Genomic DNA, 13,320 nt, shown 5'->3' on the forward strand with positions numbered 1-13,320 from the left:
TTACAGAAGCTTTCCGAACACTTCAATTTGTGCGCTGCTGCGGTCCCGATAAAGTGCACAGGCGTGTTCCGGGTGCAATGAGTTGGAATCGGATGTTTTCATCCGCTTCAAAACTGAATATGACGGGCTGGGCATACACTTTCGGGCAAGCAGCTAAGGTCTTTGCGCAAAAACGAAAAGGCACCTTGCGGCTTACCCGAGGAATGGCTGACGTTTTACGCAGTCCCTTCCAGTCGGCGGGTCACAAGGCCCTTTGGCAAGACGGGTGAAAGACGATAAGCTAACAGGTGCCGATGCGCGGACCGACACCAAGACACTTAAGACAGGCGAAGGCATGAGCCTAGGAAGACAAAACGATACTACTGGCCGCGCGCCACGGATCCTGTTCTACAGCCATGACACGTTCGGGCTGGGCCATCTGCGCAGGTCTCGTGCACTGGCCGCCGCAATTACGCAGGCGGATCCAACGGCATCATCCCTGATCCTGACCGGATCGCCTGTCGCTGGCCGGTTCACATTTCCGCGCAGGGTCGACCACGTGCGTCTGCCTGGCGTGACCAAACGGGCGGACGGGTCATACGCGTCTCAGACAATCGGGATGGGGATCGACGAGGTGACCGAGTTGCGATCGGGGTTGATTCAGACCGCCGTTCAGCAGTTTGACCCGGACATTCTGATCGTAGACAAAGAACCCACCGGGTTCCGCGGCGAGCTATTGCCAACACTCGAAAACCTTTTGCTCTCGCAGCGCACCAAACTGGTGCTGGGTTTGCGTGATGTTCTGGATGAACCCGAAGTTCTGGCCGCAGAGTGGGAACGGAAAGAGGCAACTGCAGCGACCGAAAGATTCTATCATGAAATCTGGGTTTACGGGCTGCGTTCGATCTATGATCCGACCAAGGGGCTCCCTCTGAATCACGCGGCCCAGTCGCGCATTCACTGGACTGGCTATTTGCGTCGTGATCTGGGGCCAATCGGTACCCCACCGGAACAGCCCTATATCTTGATTACCCCAGGTGGTGGTGGGGACGGCAAGGCGATGGTGAACCTGGTTCTTTCGGCTTACGAAAAGGACCCCGACCTGTCACCACGCGCGGTATTGGTCTATGGCCCGTTCCTGTCTGGTGATCTGCGGGACGAATTCGAAACACGTGTGGCCGCCTTGAACGGGCGTGTGACCGCCGTCGGCTTTGAATCCCAGATCGAAACGCTGTTCCACGGCGCGGCTGGCGTCGTCTGTATGGGTGGGTATAATACGTTCTGCGAGGTCCTGTCCTTTGACAAACGCGCCGTCATTGTTCCACGGACCAGTCCGCGTATGGAACAGTGGATCCGTGCCTCACGCGCCGAGGATCTAGGACTGATCCGGATGTTGGACGAGTTCCGTGACGGGCTAACAACCGATTCCATGGTCCGTGCCATTCGCGATCTACCACATCAGCCATTGCCGTCTCAGGCCATTGAACAGGGCCTGCTGGACGGGTTGGACTATGTCACCGGGCGCATTGAGGTATTGCTGAATCAGGAACAGGAACGGGCAACCGGATGACCGCAGGCGCGCCCAATCTGGCGGTGTTGGTCAAAGGGTGGCCGCGCCTGTCCGAAACGTTCATCGCGCAGGAACTTGTTGCTCTGCAAGAGGCCGGCCATGAGTTCGACATCTGGTCCCTGCGTCATCCAACCGATATGAAACGGCATCCGCTGCACGACAGGTTTCGTGGCCAGGTTCGGTACTTGCCGGAATATCTGTATCAAGAACCTCAGCGCATATGGGCTGCCCGCGAACAAGCGCAGCGTCTGCCGGGATACGGCGCGGCCTATAAGGTCTGGCGCGCTGATTTGCGCCGCGATCCCACGAACAACCGCATCCGTCGGTTCGGTCAGGCCTGCGTTCTGGCTGCGGAATTGCCCGCCAGCACACAGGTTCTCTATGCGCATTTCATGCATACGCCCTCGTCGGTCGCGCGCTATGCCGCGATCATGCGCGGCCTTCCGTGGAGCTTTTCAGCCCATGCAAAAGATATCTGGACGTCACCGGACTGGGAAAAATCGGAAAAGTTGCACTCCGACACTTACGGAGCAGCTTTTGGTGCAACCTGCACCGCGATCGGCGCCCAGCATCTGCGCAGCCTCGCCGACGATCCGGCACGGGTTGAACTGATCTATCACGGGCTGGACCTGGGCCGCTTTCCAGCCCCGCCGGAACGCGGCTTACGCCCCGCTGACAGCCCTTTTCATATGCTGTCCGTTGGGAGGTTGGTCGAAAAGAAAGGCTTCGATCGCCTGATTGATGCATTCGCCATGCTGCCGGACGATCTTGACTGGCACTGGACGCATATCGGCGGAGGAAGCCTGAGTGATACTTTGCAGAACCGGGCCGCATGGGCCGGGTTGTCCGGGCGCATCACCTGGAAAGGGGCCTGTGACCAACCCGAGGTCATCGCCGCGATGCGCACAGCAGACCTGTTTGTTCTGCCCAGCCGGATCGCCGCAGATGGGGACCGGGATGGCCTGCCCAATGTGCTGATGGAAGCCGCCTCGCAATATCTGCCGATCCTGTCGACCTCCGTTTCTGCGATTCCCGAGTTTATCGAGACAGGCACGCATGGCGTCCTGACGGATGACGATCCGGACGCGCTGGCAAATGCGATTGCACAGCTGGCGGCCAACCCCGCGCAGGCTGCAGCAATGGCGGGTGCTGCCTATGATCGTCTGATCGCCGACTTCCGCATGGACCCGGGCATAGCGCTTTTGTCTTCCAGGTTAAGCGCGCTGGGCGCGCATAAGAGCTGATGCCGCGCATCGCCTTCTACGCCCCGATGAAATCCCCCAATAGCCCGGTGCCGTCGGGGGACCGGGAAATGGCCCGAAATCTTCTTCTGGCAATCCAAGCCCGAGGGGATGCGGTGGATCTGGCCTCGGACCTGCGCGTATTCGACAAGCACGGCGACAAAGAGGTCCAGGCCAAACTGCGCCATGAGGCTGATGCCGAGGTGCTGCGCCTGACCTGCGACCTGCCTGCTGACACTGCACTATGGGTGACCTATCACAATTATTACAAGGCCCCTGATCTGATTGGACCCCGTGTAAGTACGGCGCGAAACATACCCTATGTTCAGCTTGAAAGCACCCGTGCCTACAGCCGCCTTCAGGGGCCATGGTCAGGGTTTGCCCAAGCGGCCCATCAGGCCTGCGACGCGGCCCGGGTGATCTTTTATCACACCGCCAATGACCTCATCACGCTGGAACGCGAGCAGTTCGGAAATCAGGCGCTTGTCGAGCTTCCGCCGTTTCTTCCCGCCTCCTCGCTGCCGCAGGCCTCTAGCTGCGATGGCCCGATGCTGGCCGTGGGCATGATGCGACACGGCGACAAGCTGGCCTCTTACCGGGTGCTTGAACAGGCACTGCGCCACCTGCAGGGCGATTGGTCCCTGTCTATTGCGGGCGATGGTCCCGCCCGCGCCGAAATCGAAGCGCTGATGGCCAAGTTTGGCACGAAAGTCCGGTTTCTGGGGCAGCTTGATCGCGACGCGCTGCGCAAGGCTTATGCTACTGCATCCCTGATGGTCTGGCCCGGCGTGAATGAGGCTTATGGCATGATCTATCTAGAGGCCCAGGCACATGGTATCCCGGTGGTTGCGCAAGACAGGCCGGGCGTCCGGGATGTGCTGATGCCGTCCGACTATCCTTTGGTTGCTGAAGGGGCCAAGGGGCTGGCCTTAAGGCTGCGCACTCTTCTGGACGATCCGGCATTACGGTCTTTCCTGGGCAGCCAATCGGCCGCATATATAGCCGCGCGCCACCTGATGCCAGATGCAACTGATCGGTTCTGGACGGCTGTTGATCCTTTGCTGGAGGCATCCACATGAGCAAGCTCGCCCTATTGCGCCACGGGCATACGGCGTGGAACCGCGCCGGGCGCATTCAGGGGCGCAGCGATATTCCATTGGATGAACAGGCACAGACAGAACTGGCATGCTATTCCCTGCCCTCCCCTTGGGATCAGGCTATGGTCTGGTCCAGTCCCTTGGCGCGTGCGGCCCAGACGGCACAACTGGTTTCAGGGCGCGAACCGTTGAAGTCCGAGGCCCTCATGGAAATGAACTGGGGCGCTTGGGAGGGGCAGCACGGCACCGATCTCATTGCCGATCCCGCAAGCGGTTATCGCCATATCGAGGATTGGGGTTGGGATTTCCTACCCCCCGGAGGTGAAAGCCCCGCCGAAATCTGGCAGCGGCTGGAACCTTGGCTTACAAGTCTTGGCGAAAATACCGTAGCCGTTTGCCATATCGGTATCATGCGGGTCATTCTGGCCCGCGCCTGGGGATGGGATTTTGACGGCCCCGCCCCCTTTAAGATCAAGCGCAACCGCCTCTATATCGTGGACATGGTGTCCATGCGCCCCGAAACTGACCCTATCCGTTTGATCCGGCAGGAGACCCGCATATGAGGGTGATGATCGTTGTGACCCATCTGCTGGGCACCGGACATCTGAGCCGCGCGCTTACATTGGGCCGGGCCTTTGCCGCTGAGGGTCACAAGGTCTTGCTGGTCTCGGGCGGAATGCCCGCGCCGCAACTGGATCATACCGGGGTCGACGTGCTGGGTCTGCCGCCACTACGCTCGGACGGCACCAATTTTACGCGGTTGCTGACGCAAGCGGATGAGGCCGCGCATCCTGCCTATTTCGACGCCCGCAAGGTTGCCCTGACAGAGGCGCTGCGGAGCTTTGCTCCGGATGTATTGATAACTGAGCTTTACCCCTTTGGCCGCAGATCCCTGGCGGATGAGTTTGACGCCCTGTTGGATGCTGCCCACGCACAGGGTCGCCGTCCGGTTATTTTGGGATCAGTCAGGGACATACTGGCGCCCCCGTCCAAACCTGCCAAAGCCCAGCGCACCGAGGAAATCATTCTTGACCTCTTTGACGGTGTCCTTGTCCATTCAGACCCAAGCATGATCCCGCTGAGTGTAAGCTGGCCAGTCTCGGAACGCCTGGCGCATCGCCTGTTCTATACCGGGTTCGTGGCCCCTTCGGCACCGACCCCGCATCCCGAAGGGATTGGTAAAGGTGAGATTCTGGTAAGCGCTGGCGGTGGGTCGGTGGGCGAGCCTATCTTTCAGGCGGCCATCGAGGCCGCACCAAAGATGCCCAACAGGCGCTGGCGCCTGTTGGTAGGCGGGCTGGACTCCGCAGCACGCATAGAACGCCTGACAGCAGGTGTTGGCGACGCCCCTGTCACGCTGGAACCGGTGCGCCCGGACTTTCGACAAATGCTGCCCTTGGCCGCCGCATCGGTCAGCATGTGCGGCTACAACACGGCGTTGGACATTCTGCAGTCTGGCGTACCCTCGGTTTTCATCCCCTTCGACGACGGAAGCGAAGTCGAACAGACCTTGCGCGGCCAAAGCCTGTCGAAGCTGAGCGCAATAGACGTATTGCCAAGCGACAAGTTGACCGAAGATACCCTGGCGCAGGCTGTCGAGGCCGTTCTAGCCGCCCCCGCGCGGCCAAGTGCCGGTCAGGGTTTTGACGGGGCCGCAAAATCTGTCGAGATTGTACAATCACTTTTGGATCACGCCCATGACCGGTGATTGGCACCCCCTGATGACCGAGCTTGATATGTGGCGGCGGGACGGGCTGTCTCTGCCGCTGTGGTGGAGGGATGATGACGCGGTCTGTGTCACGCCACAGTTGGAACGTTTGGAGGCGCTGTCCGCATCACTGGAACTGCCGGTTCATCTGGCGATTATTCCGCGTGACGCAGATGAAGATCTGGTTACCCATGTCGAAGGCTCGCCCGCATTGATACCGGTGGTCCATGGCTGGGCCCATCAAAACCACGCTCCGACAAACGAGAAGAAATCAGAGTTTCGACTGCATCGCCCCTTTCAGGACATCCGCAACGATGCACGGGCCGGGCTGACCCGGTTACAGAGCCTGTTCCCAGACAAGCTGTGCCCTATGTTTGTGCCACCCTGGAACCGGATCGCGTCAGAGATGGTTCAGGAATTGCCGGGCCTGGGATATCGCATCCTGTCCACCGCCACCCCCCGAAAGGCAAAGATGGCGGCACCTGGCCTTATGCAGGTCAACACGCATCTGGACCCGATCGACTGGCGCGGGTCACGGGGGTTGGCCCCTCGGGACAAGCTGATCGCTCAGGCCACAGATCTGCTGCGGGACAGGCGCGAAGGACCTGCGGATAATACCGAGCCGTTTGGCATCCTGACGCATCACCTGGTGCATGACGAAGATATCTGGTCCTTTACGCAGGACCTTCTGACCCGGTTGCTGGATGGTCCGGGGACCATCTGGACCGCCCCAAAGAACGATAAATCACGGAGACCCGAATGAGCCGACTGGATTCCATGCTGCGCCGCCTGACGGCCCAACGCGACGGGCTGAACTGGGCGGTCGATCAGATTACAGATACGAGCGGCGATATACTGGACATGGGTTTGGGGAATGGCCGCACCTATGATCACCTACGTGAAATTCTACCAGACCGGCGCATCTGGGTCATGGACCGGATTTTACAGTGCCACCCGTCCAGCACCCCTCCGGCAGAGGATTTTCTGCAGGGCGAAGCGGGTCCTATGTTAAAGAAACTTGCAGCCGGGGGCCCGAAAATAGCATTGGCACATTACGATTTCGGGCGCGGTATCAAGCAGGATGACGTGGCAGAGGCGGCGATACTCAGCCCGTTGATCTCTCAGGTCATGCTGCCCGGTGGGCTGCTGATATCCGGCCAACCACTGGTTGGGTTTGAACAGATCACCGGACCGGAGACCATCGCACCCGACCGATACCTTTTCTACAGGGCCTGATCAGGCCACACGTCGCCCTCGCGACCACACTCCGTTCAGGGCAGGCGCCCCTTCGCGCATCCGGAACCGTATGATATCGGCGCGCGCGCCTGCGCACAGCTCGCCTCGGTCATCCAGCCCGACCACCTGCGCCGGGGACATCGTGACAGTGCGCAGACCACGGGCCATGTTGCCCCAAATCTCACCCAGCCGTGCCGCCGACAGCAACAACGCGGCGGGGACATAGTCCGAGGACAGAATGTCCAGGTGACCCAGATCGGCCAGCTCTTTTGCAGCGACATTTCCGGAATGTGACCCGCCCCGGATTACGTTTGGAGCGCCCATCATCACCTTGATCCCGTGATCATGGCAGGCCCGCGCCGCCTCGACCGTGGTGGGGAACTCGGCCAGCCGGATACCGTGGCCCGCTGACACATGTACCTGTTCCCGGGTGGTGTCGTCATGGCTGGCCAGCATGGCCCCAAAACGTTTGGCCGCTTTTACGGTTTCCACCTCGTGCTTTTCGCCGTTCCTGTCCCGCATCGCCTTGAGGTCCGTGACATGCTGCTGGAATTCCTTGCCCTCCAACCCCAGCTTTCCTTTCAGATAGCTTTCGAGCTTTGAGATATCACGGAATTGACGCTGACCGGGCGTGTGGTCCATCAGTGACACCAGCCCAACACGGTCCTCGAGGCCGAATTCATCCAGTTCTTCGACCAGCGTTTCTGAACACAACTCGGCCCGCAAATGCAAGAAATGGCTGATTTTTAAGGCGTCTTGCTCTCGTAACTGCCACAGCTCGCGGGACAGGCCACGTGCGTATTTGTTGTAGCGCGGACCAGTCGGGATCGACCCGACGCGCATCGCATCGAACACGGTTGTGATGCCCGTGCTGGCCAGTTCGGCGTCATGGGCAAGAATTGCCGCCGCATGGGGCCAGTCGACCTTGGGGCGGGGCTGGATATGACGTTCCAGATTGTCTGTGTGCAGCTCGACCAGACCGGGGCTGACATAGTCACCCTCACAATCGATTGCACCGCTTGGAACCGCCGCGCCTGTATCGATCTCGGTGATGCTGTCGCCCTGAACCCGGACGCTGCCGTTAATGGTTTCGTCGGGCAGGATCAGCGTGGCATTGGCAAGGATCAATTCTTCTGTCATCTGAACTTCACACAGTTTGAGGTATTGGAAGGCCACGCAATAGGAGGCCAATGTGACATTCACGCGATACGCGATCTATTTTGCGCCACCCGCCACGGCGGAGTGGACGCAATTCGCAACCCGTTGGCTGGGCTGGGACATGGAGGCTGGCACCGAGGTCGCCCATCCTGGGCTGGATGGTGTGGATGTTGCAGCGGTTACGGAGGTACCGCGAAAATACGGGCTGCACGCGACCATGAAACCCCCGTTCCGCCTGCGCGAGGGGCAATCCGTCACAGCGTTGCAAGAGGCCTGCGCCACCCTTGCTGCCAGCCAATGCGCAATCATGATGGAAGGTCTTGAGATTGCCCGCCTTGGCCGGTTTCTGGCCCTGCGACCACTGGGCGACACAGCCGCGCTGAACGCGTTGGCCGCCGCCTGTGTTCAAGAGCTTGATATGTTCCGGTCCCCACCGTCGGCGGCTGAACTTGACCATCGCCGCGCCTCCAGACTGACACCGGATCAGGACGCCAACCTGGTCAAATGGGGTTACCCTTATGTGCTGAACGCGTTTCGGTTTCACATCACCTTGAGCGGCAGGTTGGACAAGCCCGTGCTGGATTCGGTCCAGCGCACCCTGGAAAACCATCTGGGGCCGCTTTTGCCAAAACCCTTTCGAATTGCGGATCTGGCCCTGATGGGCGAGGCCGAGGATGGACGGTTTCACCTGATCCATCGCTATGCGCTTTCCAACTGAAGGCGGGACAAAATTTTGGCCACCGTATCCTGCAGAGCACCAGAATTGTCGACCTCGATCACCCGGACCAGCCCCTTAGGCAAAGGGGTCTTGGCCTGGCCCAACCGACGCGCCTGTTCGCTGTCACTTTCGCGCCCGCGCAATGACAAGCGTTGCTCTAGAACGCTCGCGTCTGCAGTCAACGAGATAACAATCAGATCGCCAAAGATCTCTTGCGCCTGCAACAACACAGCACGCGACAGGTTGACCAGAACTGCCTCCGCCACCTGACGTTGCTGCGCAATCTCTTTCGGCACACCATAGAGCAACCCATGTGCATGCCAGCTGAGCGCGAATGCGCCCTCACCTTCCATCTGTCGAAACGCGTCATCTGTGACCCGTCTGAAATCTTCCCCCGCTTCGCCTTCGGGGCGGGTGACGACACGGCGCAGCCGCTGGATACCTTTTGCGCGGGCTTCCAACGCCTCAATCACACTGTCTTTGCCGACACCTGACGGACCGACAACCGCTATGACCGGGGCAAGCGTCATGCCGCAATTCCCGGCGTGAATTGCGAAACGTTGATCTCGCGATCGCAAACCTGCTTCCGCCCGTCAACATCATGGAAGATGCCGATAATCGCCGTTCCGCGCTCTTTCGCCTCAAGGATCAGGGACAGGACGGTTTCGCGATTCAGCGCATCCAAACTGGCTGTGGGTTCATCCAGCAGCATGGCCGGGTATTCATGGGCAAAGCCGCGCGCGATGTTCACGCGCTGCTGTTCGCCGCCCGAAAAAGTCGTCGGACTAAGGGGCCAGAGCCGTTCAGGAATATTCAGACGCTCGAGCAGACCCGCAGCCTTGTCCAGTGCCATCTGTTTTTCGCAACCAACAGCAAGAAGCGGCTCGGCCACGACCTCAAGCGTCGGCACTCTGGGCACAACGCGCAGGAACTGGCTGACATAGCCCAGCGTTTCGCGCCGCAGGGTCAAGATCTCGCGCGGTTCAGCCTTGGCGACGTCTAAACCACCGACCAGAACCTGACCCGAGGCAGCCAGATAGTTGCCATAGATCACCCGCATCAAGGTGGATTTACCTGCCCCCGACGCGCCGGTCAGCGCCACACACTCACCCGGTTCAACCCTGAGCGTAGCGCCCTGCATGACCGGGATCACCGCGCTCCCCTGATTGTGCAGGGTAAAGCTTTTGCTGACATTGTTCAGTTCAATCATTGTCCCGGCCCTCATACCTGCAACACGCTGGACACCAGCAGTTGCGTATAGGCATGCTGCGGATCGTCCAGAACCTGATCAGTCAATCCGGCCTCGACCACATGACCGGCTTTCATCACCATCAGCCGATCCGCCAGCAGACGGACAACGGCAAGATCATGGGTGACAATGATGGCGCTCAGCCCCATTTCCCGAACCAACCCGCGCAACAGGTCCAACAGGCGAGCCTGTACCGAGACGTCCAGACCACCAGTCGGTTCATCCATGAAGACCAGCCTGGGGCCGGTCACAAGATTCCGCGCGATCTGCAGGCGCTGCTGCATGCCACCGGAAAACGCGGACGGACGATCATCAACCCGCTCCGCTTCGATCTCAACCCGACCCAGCCAGTCGATCGCCTTGTCGCGGATATCGCCATAGTGGCGGTCACCTACGGCCATCAGTCGTTCGCCGATATTTCCGCCCGCACTGACAGACATGCGCAAGCCATCGCGCGCATGTTGGTGCACGAATGCCCAATCGGTGCGGCTCAGCATCCGGCGTTCAGGTTCCGACATGGTCACGGTATCCACCGGACCGTCTGCACGAGTGTCAAAGATCACCTGCCCCGCATCCGGCACCAGATGACCCGCCAGACAGTTCAGCAGGGTTGACTTGCCCGAACCACTCTCACCCACGATCCCCATCACCTCGCCGGGATAGAGATCAAAACTCACATCGGTACAGCCGATACGGGCCCCGTAGGATTTTCTGATATCCTGTACACTCAGCAGCGGTGTCATTTCATTCACCTTGGGTCATATGAAAACTCGATCCGATTGCCGCCCGGCTCTCGGATCATGAAATGGAGTTTCGGACCTGAACCCGAGGGTTCAGGTGCAAACTCGACAACGACGGCAGGCCAGTCTTTGACCGCATCGAAAACCGCAGTCAGCGCTTCTTCATCGGGAACTTTCAAGGCAACATGATGCAACCCGACGTTCTTGTGCCGGTCAAACCCCTGTAGCCCCTTGCCTTTTTGCTGCCAAAGCGTCAGCTTCGCCGCGCCATTGGTCACATAAACCGCCGGATAATCCGGATTGCTGCCGAAGACCTCCCAACCCAGCGCATCGACAAAGAACGTCCGCGTGGCGTCGAGGTCCGAAACCGTAAGGCCAAGGTGGTCAATTCCAAGCACATCTTCTCGTTTCATGCGGCATCCTCTCTGGCCAAACGGCCCATATGGCCCGCCTCGCGGCGCGACCGGCAATAATCAGTGTCCGAGCAAACAAACATGCGGGTACCTGCATCATCCATGATGACCTCATCCAGATAGCTGTCCTCGGCCCCGCACAGATCACAGGGATGGTCGGCCTTGGTGGCCTCGAACGGGTAGTCCTGGAAATCGAGGCTGACGACCTTGGTATGCGGTGGCACCGCGTAGATGCGTTGCTCGCGGCCCGCGCCAAACAGCTGGATCGCGTCCATCTCAAGCTTTGGGTTGTCGAATTTCGGGATGGGGGACGGGTCCATCACATAACGGTCCGAGACCATCACAGGATAAGCATAAGCGGTTGAGATCGCACCATGCTGGCTGATGTCTTCGTACAGTTTCACGTGCATCAACCCGTATTCTTCGAGGCTGTGCATCTTGCGTGTCTCGGTCTCGCGCGGTTCCAGAAACCGCAGCGGTTCCGGGATCGGCACTTGATAGACAAGAATCTGATCCGCGCGCAGCTTCGCCTCGGGGATGCGGTGGCGGGTCTGGATGACCGTTGCCTTCTCTGTTTCCTCGGTGGTGGCGACGCCCGCCGTATTTTCGAAAAACTTACGGATAGACACAGCATTGGTCGTATCATCCGCGCCCTGATCAATCACCTTGAACGTATCGTCCGGGGTCAAAGTTGCGGCAGATACCTGCACGCCTCCGGTACCCCAGCCATAAGGCATCGGCATCTCTCGGCTGGCAAATGGCACCTGATATCCGGGAATAGCCAACCCCTTGAGGATCGCCCGACGGATCATCCGCTTGGTTTGTTCGTCCAGATATGCGAAGTTATATTCAGTCATTTGATGTAACTATTTTGTTTCTGGTGTTTTTATGAACGTATTTGGTATTTGTTCGCTCTTTTTGGCGATTATGCTCTATTTTATCTGGCGCAATTTTCGCGCAAAGTGGCGCCTCGGGGCTATGGCCCGCGACCTTTCGTGCGAATGGGAATCGCTTGAAATCGTGAATTCGCGCGAAGCATTCGGCAGGAAATCGCCCAATCAGGGCAACGACTGGTTTTTGAACCGTAGGACGAGCCTGTAGGGCAAAGCGTACAGAGCTCATTCCGCAGCCTCCCTCGATGCAGTCCGTTCCTCGGCCTCGCGGCGCAGCTTGCGCACCAGTTCCAGTTCGGATTGAAAATCCACGTAATGCGGCAGCTTGATATGTTCGAGGAAACCCGTTGCCTGAATATTGTCTGAGTGGCTCAGGACAAATTCCTCGTCCTGTGCAGGTGCGCCCAGATTGTCCTCGCCCAGCTCCTCCCACCGCAGCGCCCGGTCGACCAGAGCCATGGAGATGGATTTGCGTTCAGACTGGCCAAAGACGAGCCCATAGCCGCGTGTAAACTGTGGCGGCTCAGTCTTTGAGCCTTGGAACTGGTTCACCGTCTCACATTCGGTCAACTCGACTTCGCCGATCTCGATGGCAAAGCCCAGTTCGGGAATGTCCATTTCGACCGCGACCTTGCCGATCCGCAGCTCGCCAACAAAGGCGTGGTTGCGGGCATAGCCGCGCTGAGTCGAATAGGCCATGCCCAGCACAAACCCCTCATCCCCGCGCGCCAGCGATTGCAACCGCAGCGGACGGCCCGCCGGAAACTCAAGCGGCTCGCGGGTCAGGTCGCCGGGCGTAGCATCGCTGACCGGCTCGTCCTGAATGATATCCTCACCCTTGAGGAATTCGGTGATATGCGGGGTCGGCTCGTGTCGCGCCGTACCTTCGGGCGCGGGTAGAGTTTCGCCATCCGCAGCCAGTTTGAAATCCAGCAGGCGGTGGGTGTAGTCGAATGTCGGGCCCAGCACCTGCCCGCCCGGCGCATCCTTGAACGTCGCCGAAATCCGACGGTCACAGGCCATATTGCCCGTTTCAACCGGTTCGGAATAACCAAAACGCGGCAATGTCGTGCGATAGGCGCGGATCAGAAAGATCGCTTCGATCAGATCGCCACGCGCCTGTTTGATCGCCAGTGCGGCAAGGTCCGGATCATACAGCGATCCTTCTGCCATCACCCGGTTCACCGCCAGGCTCAGCTGCTCCCGGATCTGGACCAGGCTAAGCTCGGCCACATCCGGGGCGCCTCGGCGCTCTTCGGCCAACCAGGCATGGGCATTCTCAATCGCCTTTTCGCCTCCTTTGACGGCAACATACATC

16 protein-coding genes are annotated in these 13,320 nt (G+C 59.5%); 9 read left to right on the forward strand and 7 right to left on the reverse strand.

Going from position 1 to position 13,320, the window contains the following annotated elements; translation table 11 throughout:
- Positions 1 to 334: 334 nt before the first annotated feature.
- From AC2FHW_RS11625 to AC2FHW_RS11655, 7 genes are read left to right on the forward strand one after another with little or no spacing between them, the layout of a single operon-like run.
- Positions 335 to 1,549 (forward strand): glycosyltransferase family protein, encoded by a 1,215-nt coding sequence (locus AC2FHW_RS11625; RefSeq protein WP_185956733.1) that lies wholly within the window; start codon positions 335 to 337, stop codon positions 1,547 to 1,549.
- A complete protein-coding gene (locus tag AC2FHW_RS11630) occupies positions 1,546 to 2,793 on the forward strand; it encodes a glycosyltransferase (RefSeq protein WP_496821944.1) in 1,248 nt (415 codons plus the stop codon). The genes AC2FHW_RS11625 and AC2FHW_RS11630 overlap by 4 nt, the downstream gene beginning before the upstream one ends.
- Positions 2,793 to 3,869: a glycosyltransferase family 4 protein gene (locus AC2FHW_RS11635; protein ID WP_496814380.1), complete on the forward strand. Its 1,077-nt coding sequence runs from the start codon at positions 2,793 to 2,795 to the stop codon at positions 3,867 to 3,869. The genes AC2FHW_RS11630 and AC2FHW_RS11635 overlap by 1 nt, the downstream gene beginning before the upstream one ends.
- Positions 3,866 to 4,450 (forward strand): histidine phosphatase family protein, encoded by a 585-nt coding sequence (locus AC2FHW_RS11640; RefSeq protein WP_496821946.1) that lies wholly within the window; start codon positions 3,866 to 3,868, stop codon positions 4,448 to 4,450. The genes AC2FHW_RS11635 and AC2FHW_RS11640 overlap by 4 nt, the downstream gene beginning before the upstream one ends.
- On the forward strand, positions 4,447 to 5,595 hold the full coding sequence (locus AC2FHW_RS11645) for a glycosyltransferase family protein (RefSeq protein ID WP_271951530.1): 1,149 nt from the start codon (positions 4,447 to 4,449) through the stop codon (positions 5,593 to 5,595). Before AC2FHW_RS11640 ends, AC2FHW_RS11645 begins: the two co-directional genes overlap by 4 nt.
- Positions 5,585 to 6,358, forward strand: coding sequence for a polysaccharide deacetylase family protein (locus AC2FHW_RS11650; RefSeq protein ID WP_496821948.1), 774 nt, complete (start codon positions 5,585 to 5,587; stop codon positions 6,356 to 6,358). Before AC2FHW_RS11645 ends, AC2FHW_RS11650 begins: the two co-directional genes overlap by 11 nt.
- On the forward strand, positions 6,355 to 6,831 hold the full coding sequence (locus AC2FHW_RS11655; RefSeq protein WP_496692920.1) for a class I SAM-dependent methyltransferase: 477 nt from the start codon (positions 6,355 to 6,357) through the stop codon (positions 6,829 to 6,831). Before AC2FHW_RS11650 ends, AC2FHW_RS11655 begins: the two co-directional genes overlap by 4 nt.
- Here the strand turns inward: AC2FHW_RS11655 and AC2FHW_RS11660 are convergent, their stop codons facing one another.
- Entirely contained in the window at positions 6,832 to 7,971 is a 1,140-nt protein-coding gene (locus tag AC2FHW_RS11660; RefSeq protein ID WP_496821950.1) for an alpha-D-ribose 1-methylphosphonate 5-triphosphate diphosphatase, read from the reverse strand.
- 52 nt (positions 7,972 to 8,023) lie between these two features.
- On the opposite strand from AC2FHW_RS11660, the gene AC2FHW_RS11665 reads away from it, so the two are divergent.
- Positions 8,024 to 8,707 carry a DUF1045 domain-containing protein gene (locus AC2FHW_RS11665; protein ID WP_271951524.1) on the forward strand — a complete coding sequence of 228 codons (684 nt, stop codon included), beginning with the start codon at positions 8,024 to 8,026 and terminating at the stop codon, positions 8,705 to 8,707.
- Here AC2FHW_RS11665 and AC2FHW_RS11670 read toward each other — a convergent pair.
- Genes AC2FHW_RS11670 through AC2FHW_RS11690 form a run of 5 tightly spaced genes read right to left on the reverse strand, consistent with a single transcriptional unit; the run spans position 8,689 to position 11,966 of the window.
- Positions 8,689 to 9,237 carry a ribose 1,5-bisphosphate phosphokinase PhnN gene (locus tag AC2FHW_RS11670; protein WP_142639351.1) on the reverse strand — a complete coding sequence of 183 codons (549 nt, stop codon included), beginning with the start codon at positions 9,235 to 9,237 and terminating at the stop codon, positions 8,689 to 8,691. The genes AC2FHW_RS11665 and AC2FHW_RS11670 overlap by 19 nt on opposite strands.
- A complete protein-coding gene (phnL, locus tag AC2FHW_RS11675; protein ID WP_281973437.1) occupies positions 9,234 to 9,917 on the reverse strand; it encodes a phosphonate C-P lyase system protein PhnL in 684 nt (227 codons plus the stop codon). The genes AC2FHW_RS11670 and phnL overlap by 4 nt, the downstream gene beginning before the upstream one ends.
- Positions 9,918 to 9,928: 11 nt before the next feature.
- A complete protein-coding gene (gene phnK, locus AC2FHW_RS11680) occupies positions 9,929 to 10,699 on the reverse strand; it encodes a phosphonate C-P lyase system protein PhnK (RefSeq protein ID WP_271951522.1) in 771 nt (256 codons plus the stop codon).
- Between the two features lie 5 nt (positions 10,700 to 10,704).
- Positions 10,705 to 11,109, reverse strand: a complete 405-nt coding sequence (locus tag AC2FHW_RS11685; RefSeq protein ID WP_271951521.1) for a VOC family protein — start codon at positions 11,107 to 11,109, stop codon at positions 10,705 to 10,707.
- Positions 11,106 to 11,966, reverse strand: a complete 861-nt coding sequence (locus tag AC2FHW_RS11690) for an alpha-D-ribose 1-methylphosphonate 5-phosphate C-P-lyase PhnJ (protein ID WP_271951520.1) — start codon at positions 11,964 to 11,966, stop codon at positions 11,106 to 11,108. Before AC2FHW_RS11690 ends, AC2FHW_RS11685 begins: the two co-directional genes overlap by 4 nt.
- Before the next feature lie 31 nt (positions 11,967 to 11,997).
- Between AC2FHW_RS11690 and AC2FHW_RS11695 the strand changes: the two genes are divergently transcribed.
- Positions 11,998 to 12,210, forward strand: a complete 213-nt coding sequence (locus AC2FHW_RS11695; protein WP_271951519.1) for a hypothetical protein — start codon at positions 11,998 to 12,000, stop codon at positions 12,208 to 12,210.
- Between the two features lie 17 nt (positions 12,211 to 12,227).
- On the opposite strand, the gene AC2FHW_RS11700 is transcribed toward AC2FHW_RS11695, so the two are convergent.
- Positions 12,228 to 13,319: a carbon-phosphorus lyase complex subunit gene (locus AC2FHW_RS11700; RefSeq protein ID WP_271951518.1), complete on the reverse strand. Its 1,092-nt coding sequence runs from the start codon at positions 13,317 to 13,319 to the stop codon at positions 12,228 to 12,230.
- Position 13,320: the final 1 nt, after the last annotated feature.

This window comes from Ruegeria sp. YTSA108 (assembly GCF_059610185.1).

Excerpts from the sequence above, each read along its gene's own strand:
- phnL (WP_281973437.1), bottom strand. The coding sequence starts at position 9,917 with ATGATTGAACTGAACAATGTCAGCAAAAGCTTTACCCTGCACAATCAG.
- AC2FHW_RS11690 (WP_271951520.1), bottom strand. The coding sequence starts at position 11,966 with ATGACTGAATATAACTTCGCATATCTGGACGAACAAACCAAGCGGATG.
- AC2FHW_RS11630 (WP_496821944.1), top strand. The coding sequence starts at position 1,546 with ATGACCGCAGGCGCGCCCAATCTGGCGGTGTTGGTCAAAGGGTGGCCG.
- AC2FHW_RS11625 (WP_185956733.1), top strand. The coding sequence starts at position 335 with ATGAGCCTAGGAAGACAAAACGATACTACTGGCCGCGCGCCACGGATC.
- AC2FHW_RS11685 (WP_271951521.1), bottom strand. The coding sequence starts at position 11,109 with ATGAAACGAGAAGATGTGCTTGGAATTGACCACCTTGGCCTTACGGTT.
- phnK (WP_271951522.1), bottom strand. The coding sequence starts at position 10,699 with ATGACACCGCTGCTGAGTGTACAGGATATCAGAAAATCCTACGGGGCC.
- AC2FHW_RS11640 (WP_496821946.1), top strand. The coding sequence starts at position 3,866 with ATGAGCAAGCTCGCCCTATTGCGCCACGGGCATACGGCGTGGAACCGC.
- AC2FHW_RS11645 (WP_271951530.1), top strand. The coding sequence starts at position 4,447 with ATGAGGGTGATGATCGTTGTGACCCATCTGCTGGGCACCGGACATCTG.
- AC2FHW_RS11700 (WP_271951518.1), bottom strand. The coding sequence starts at position 13,319 with ATGTATGTTGCCGTCAAAGGAGGCGAAAAGGCGATTGAGAATGCCCAT.
- AC2FHW_RS11655 (WP_496692920.1), top strand. The coding sequence starts at position 6,355 with ATGAGCCGACTGGATTCCATGCTGCGCCGCCTGACGGCCCAACGCGAC.
- AC2FHW_RS11695 (WP_271951519.1), top strand. The coding sequence starts at position 11,998 with ATGAACGTATTTGGTATTTGTTCGCTCTTTTTGGCGATTATGCTCTAT.
- AC2FHW_RS11670 (WP_142639351.1), bottom strand. The coding sequence starts at position 9,237 with ATGACGCTTGCCCCGGTCATAGCGGTTGTCGGTCCGTCAGGTGTCGGC.
- AC2FHW_RS11660 (WP_496821950.1), bottom strand. The coding sequence starts at position 7,971 with ATGACAGAAGAATTGATCCTTGCCAATGCCACGCTGATCCTGCCCGAC.
- AC2FHW_RS11635 (WP_496814380.1), top strand. The coding sequence starts at position 2,793 with ATGCCGCGCATCGCCTTCTACGCCCCGATGAAATCCCCCAATAGCCCG.
- AC2FHW_RS11650 (WP_496821948.1), top strand. The coding sequence starts at position 5,585 with ATGACCGGTGATTGGCACCCCCTGATGACCGAGCTTGATATGTGGCGG.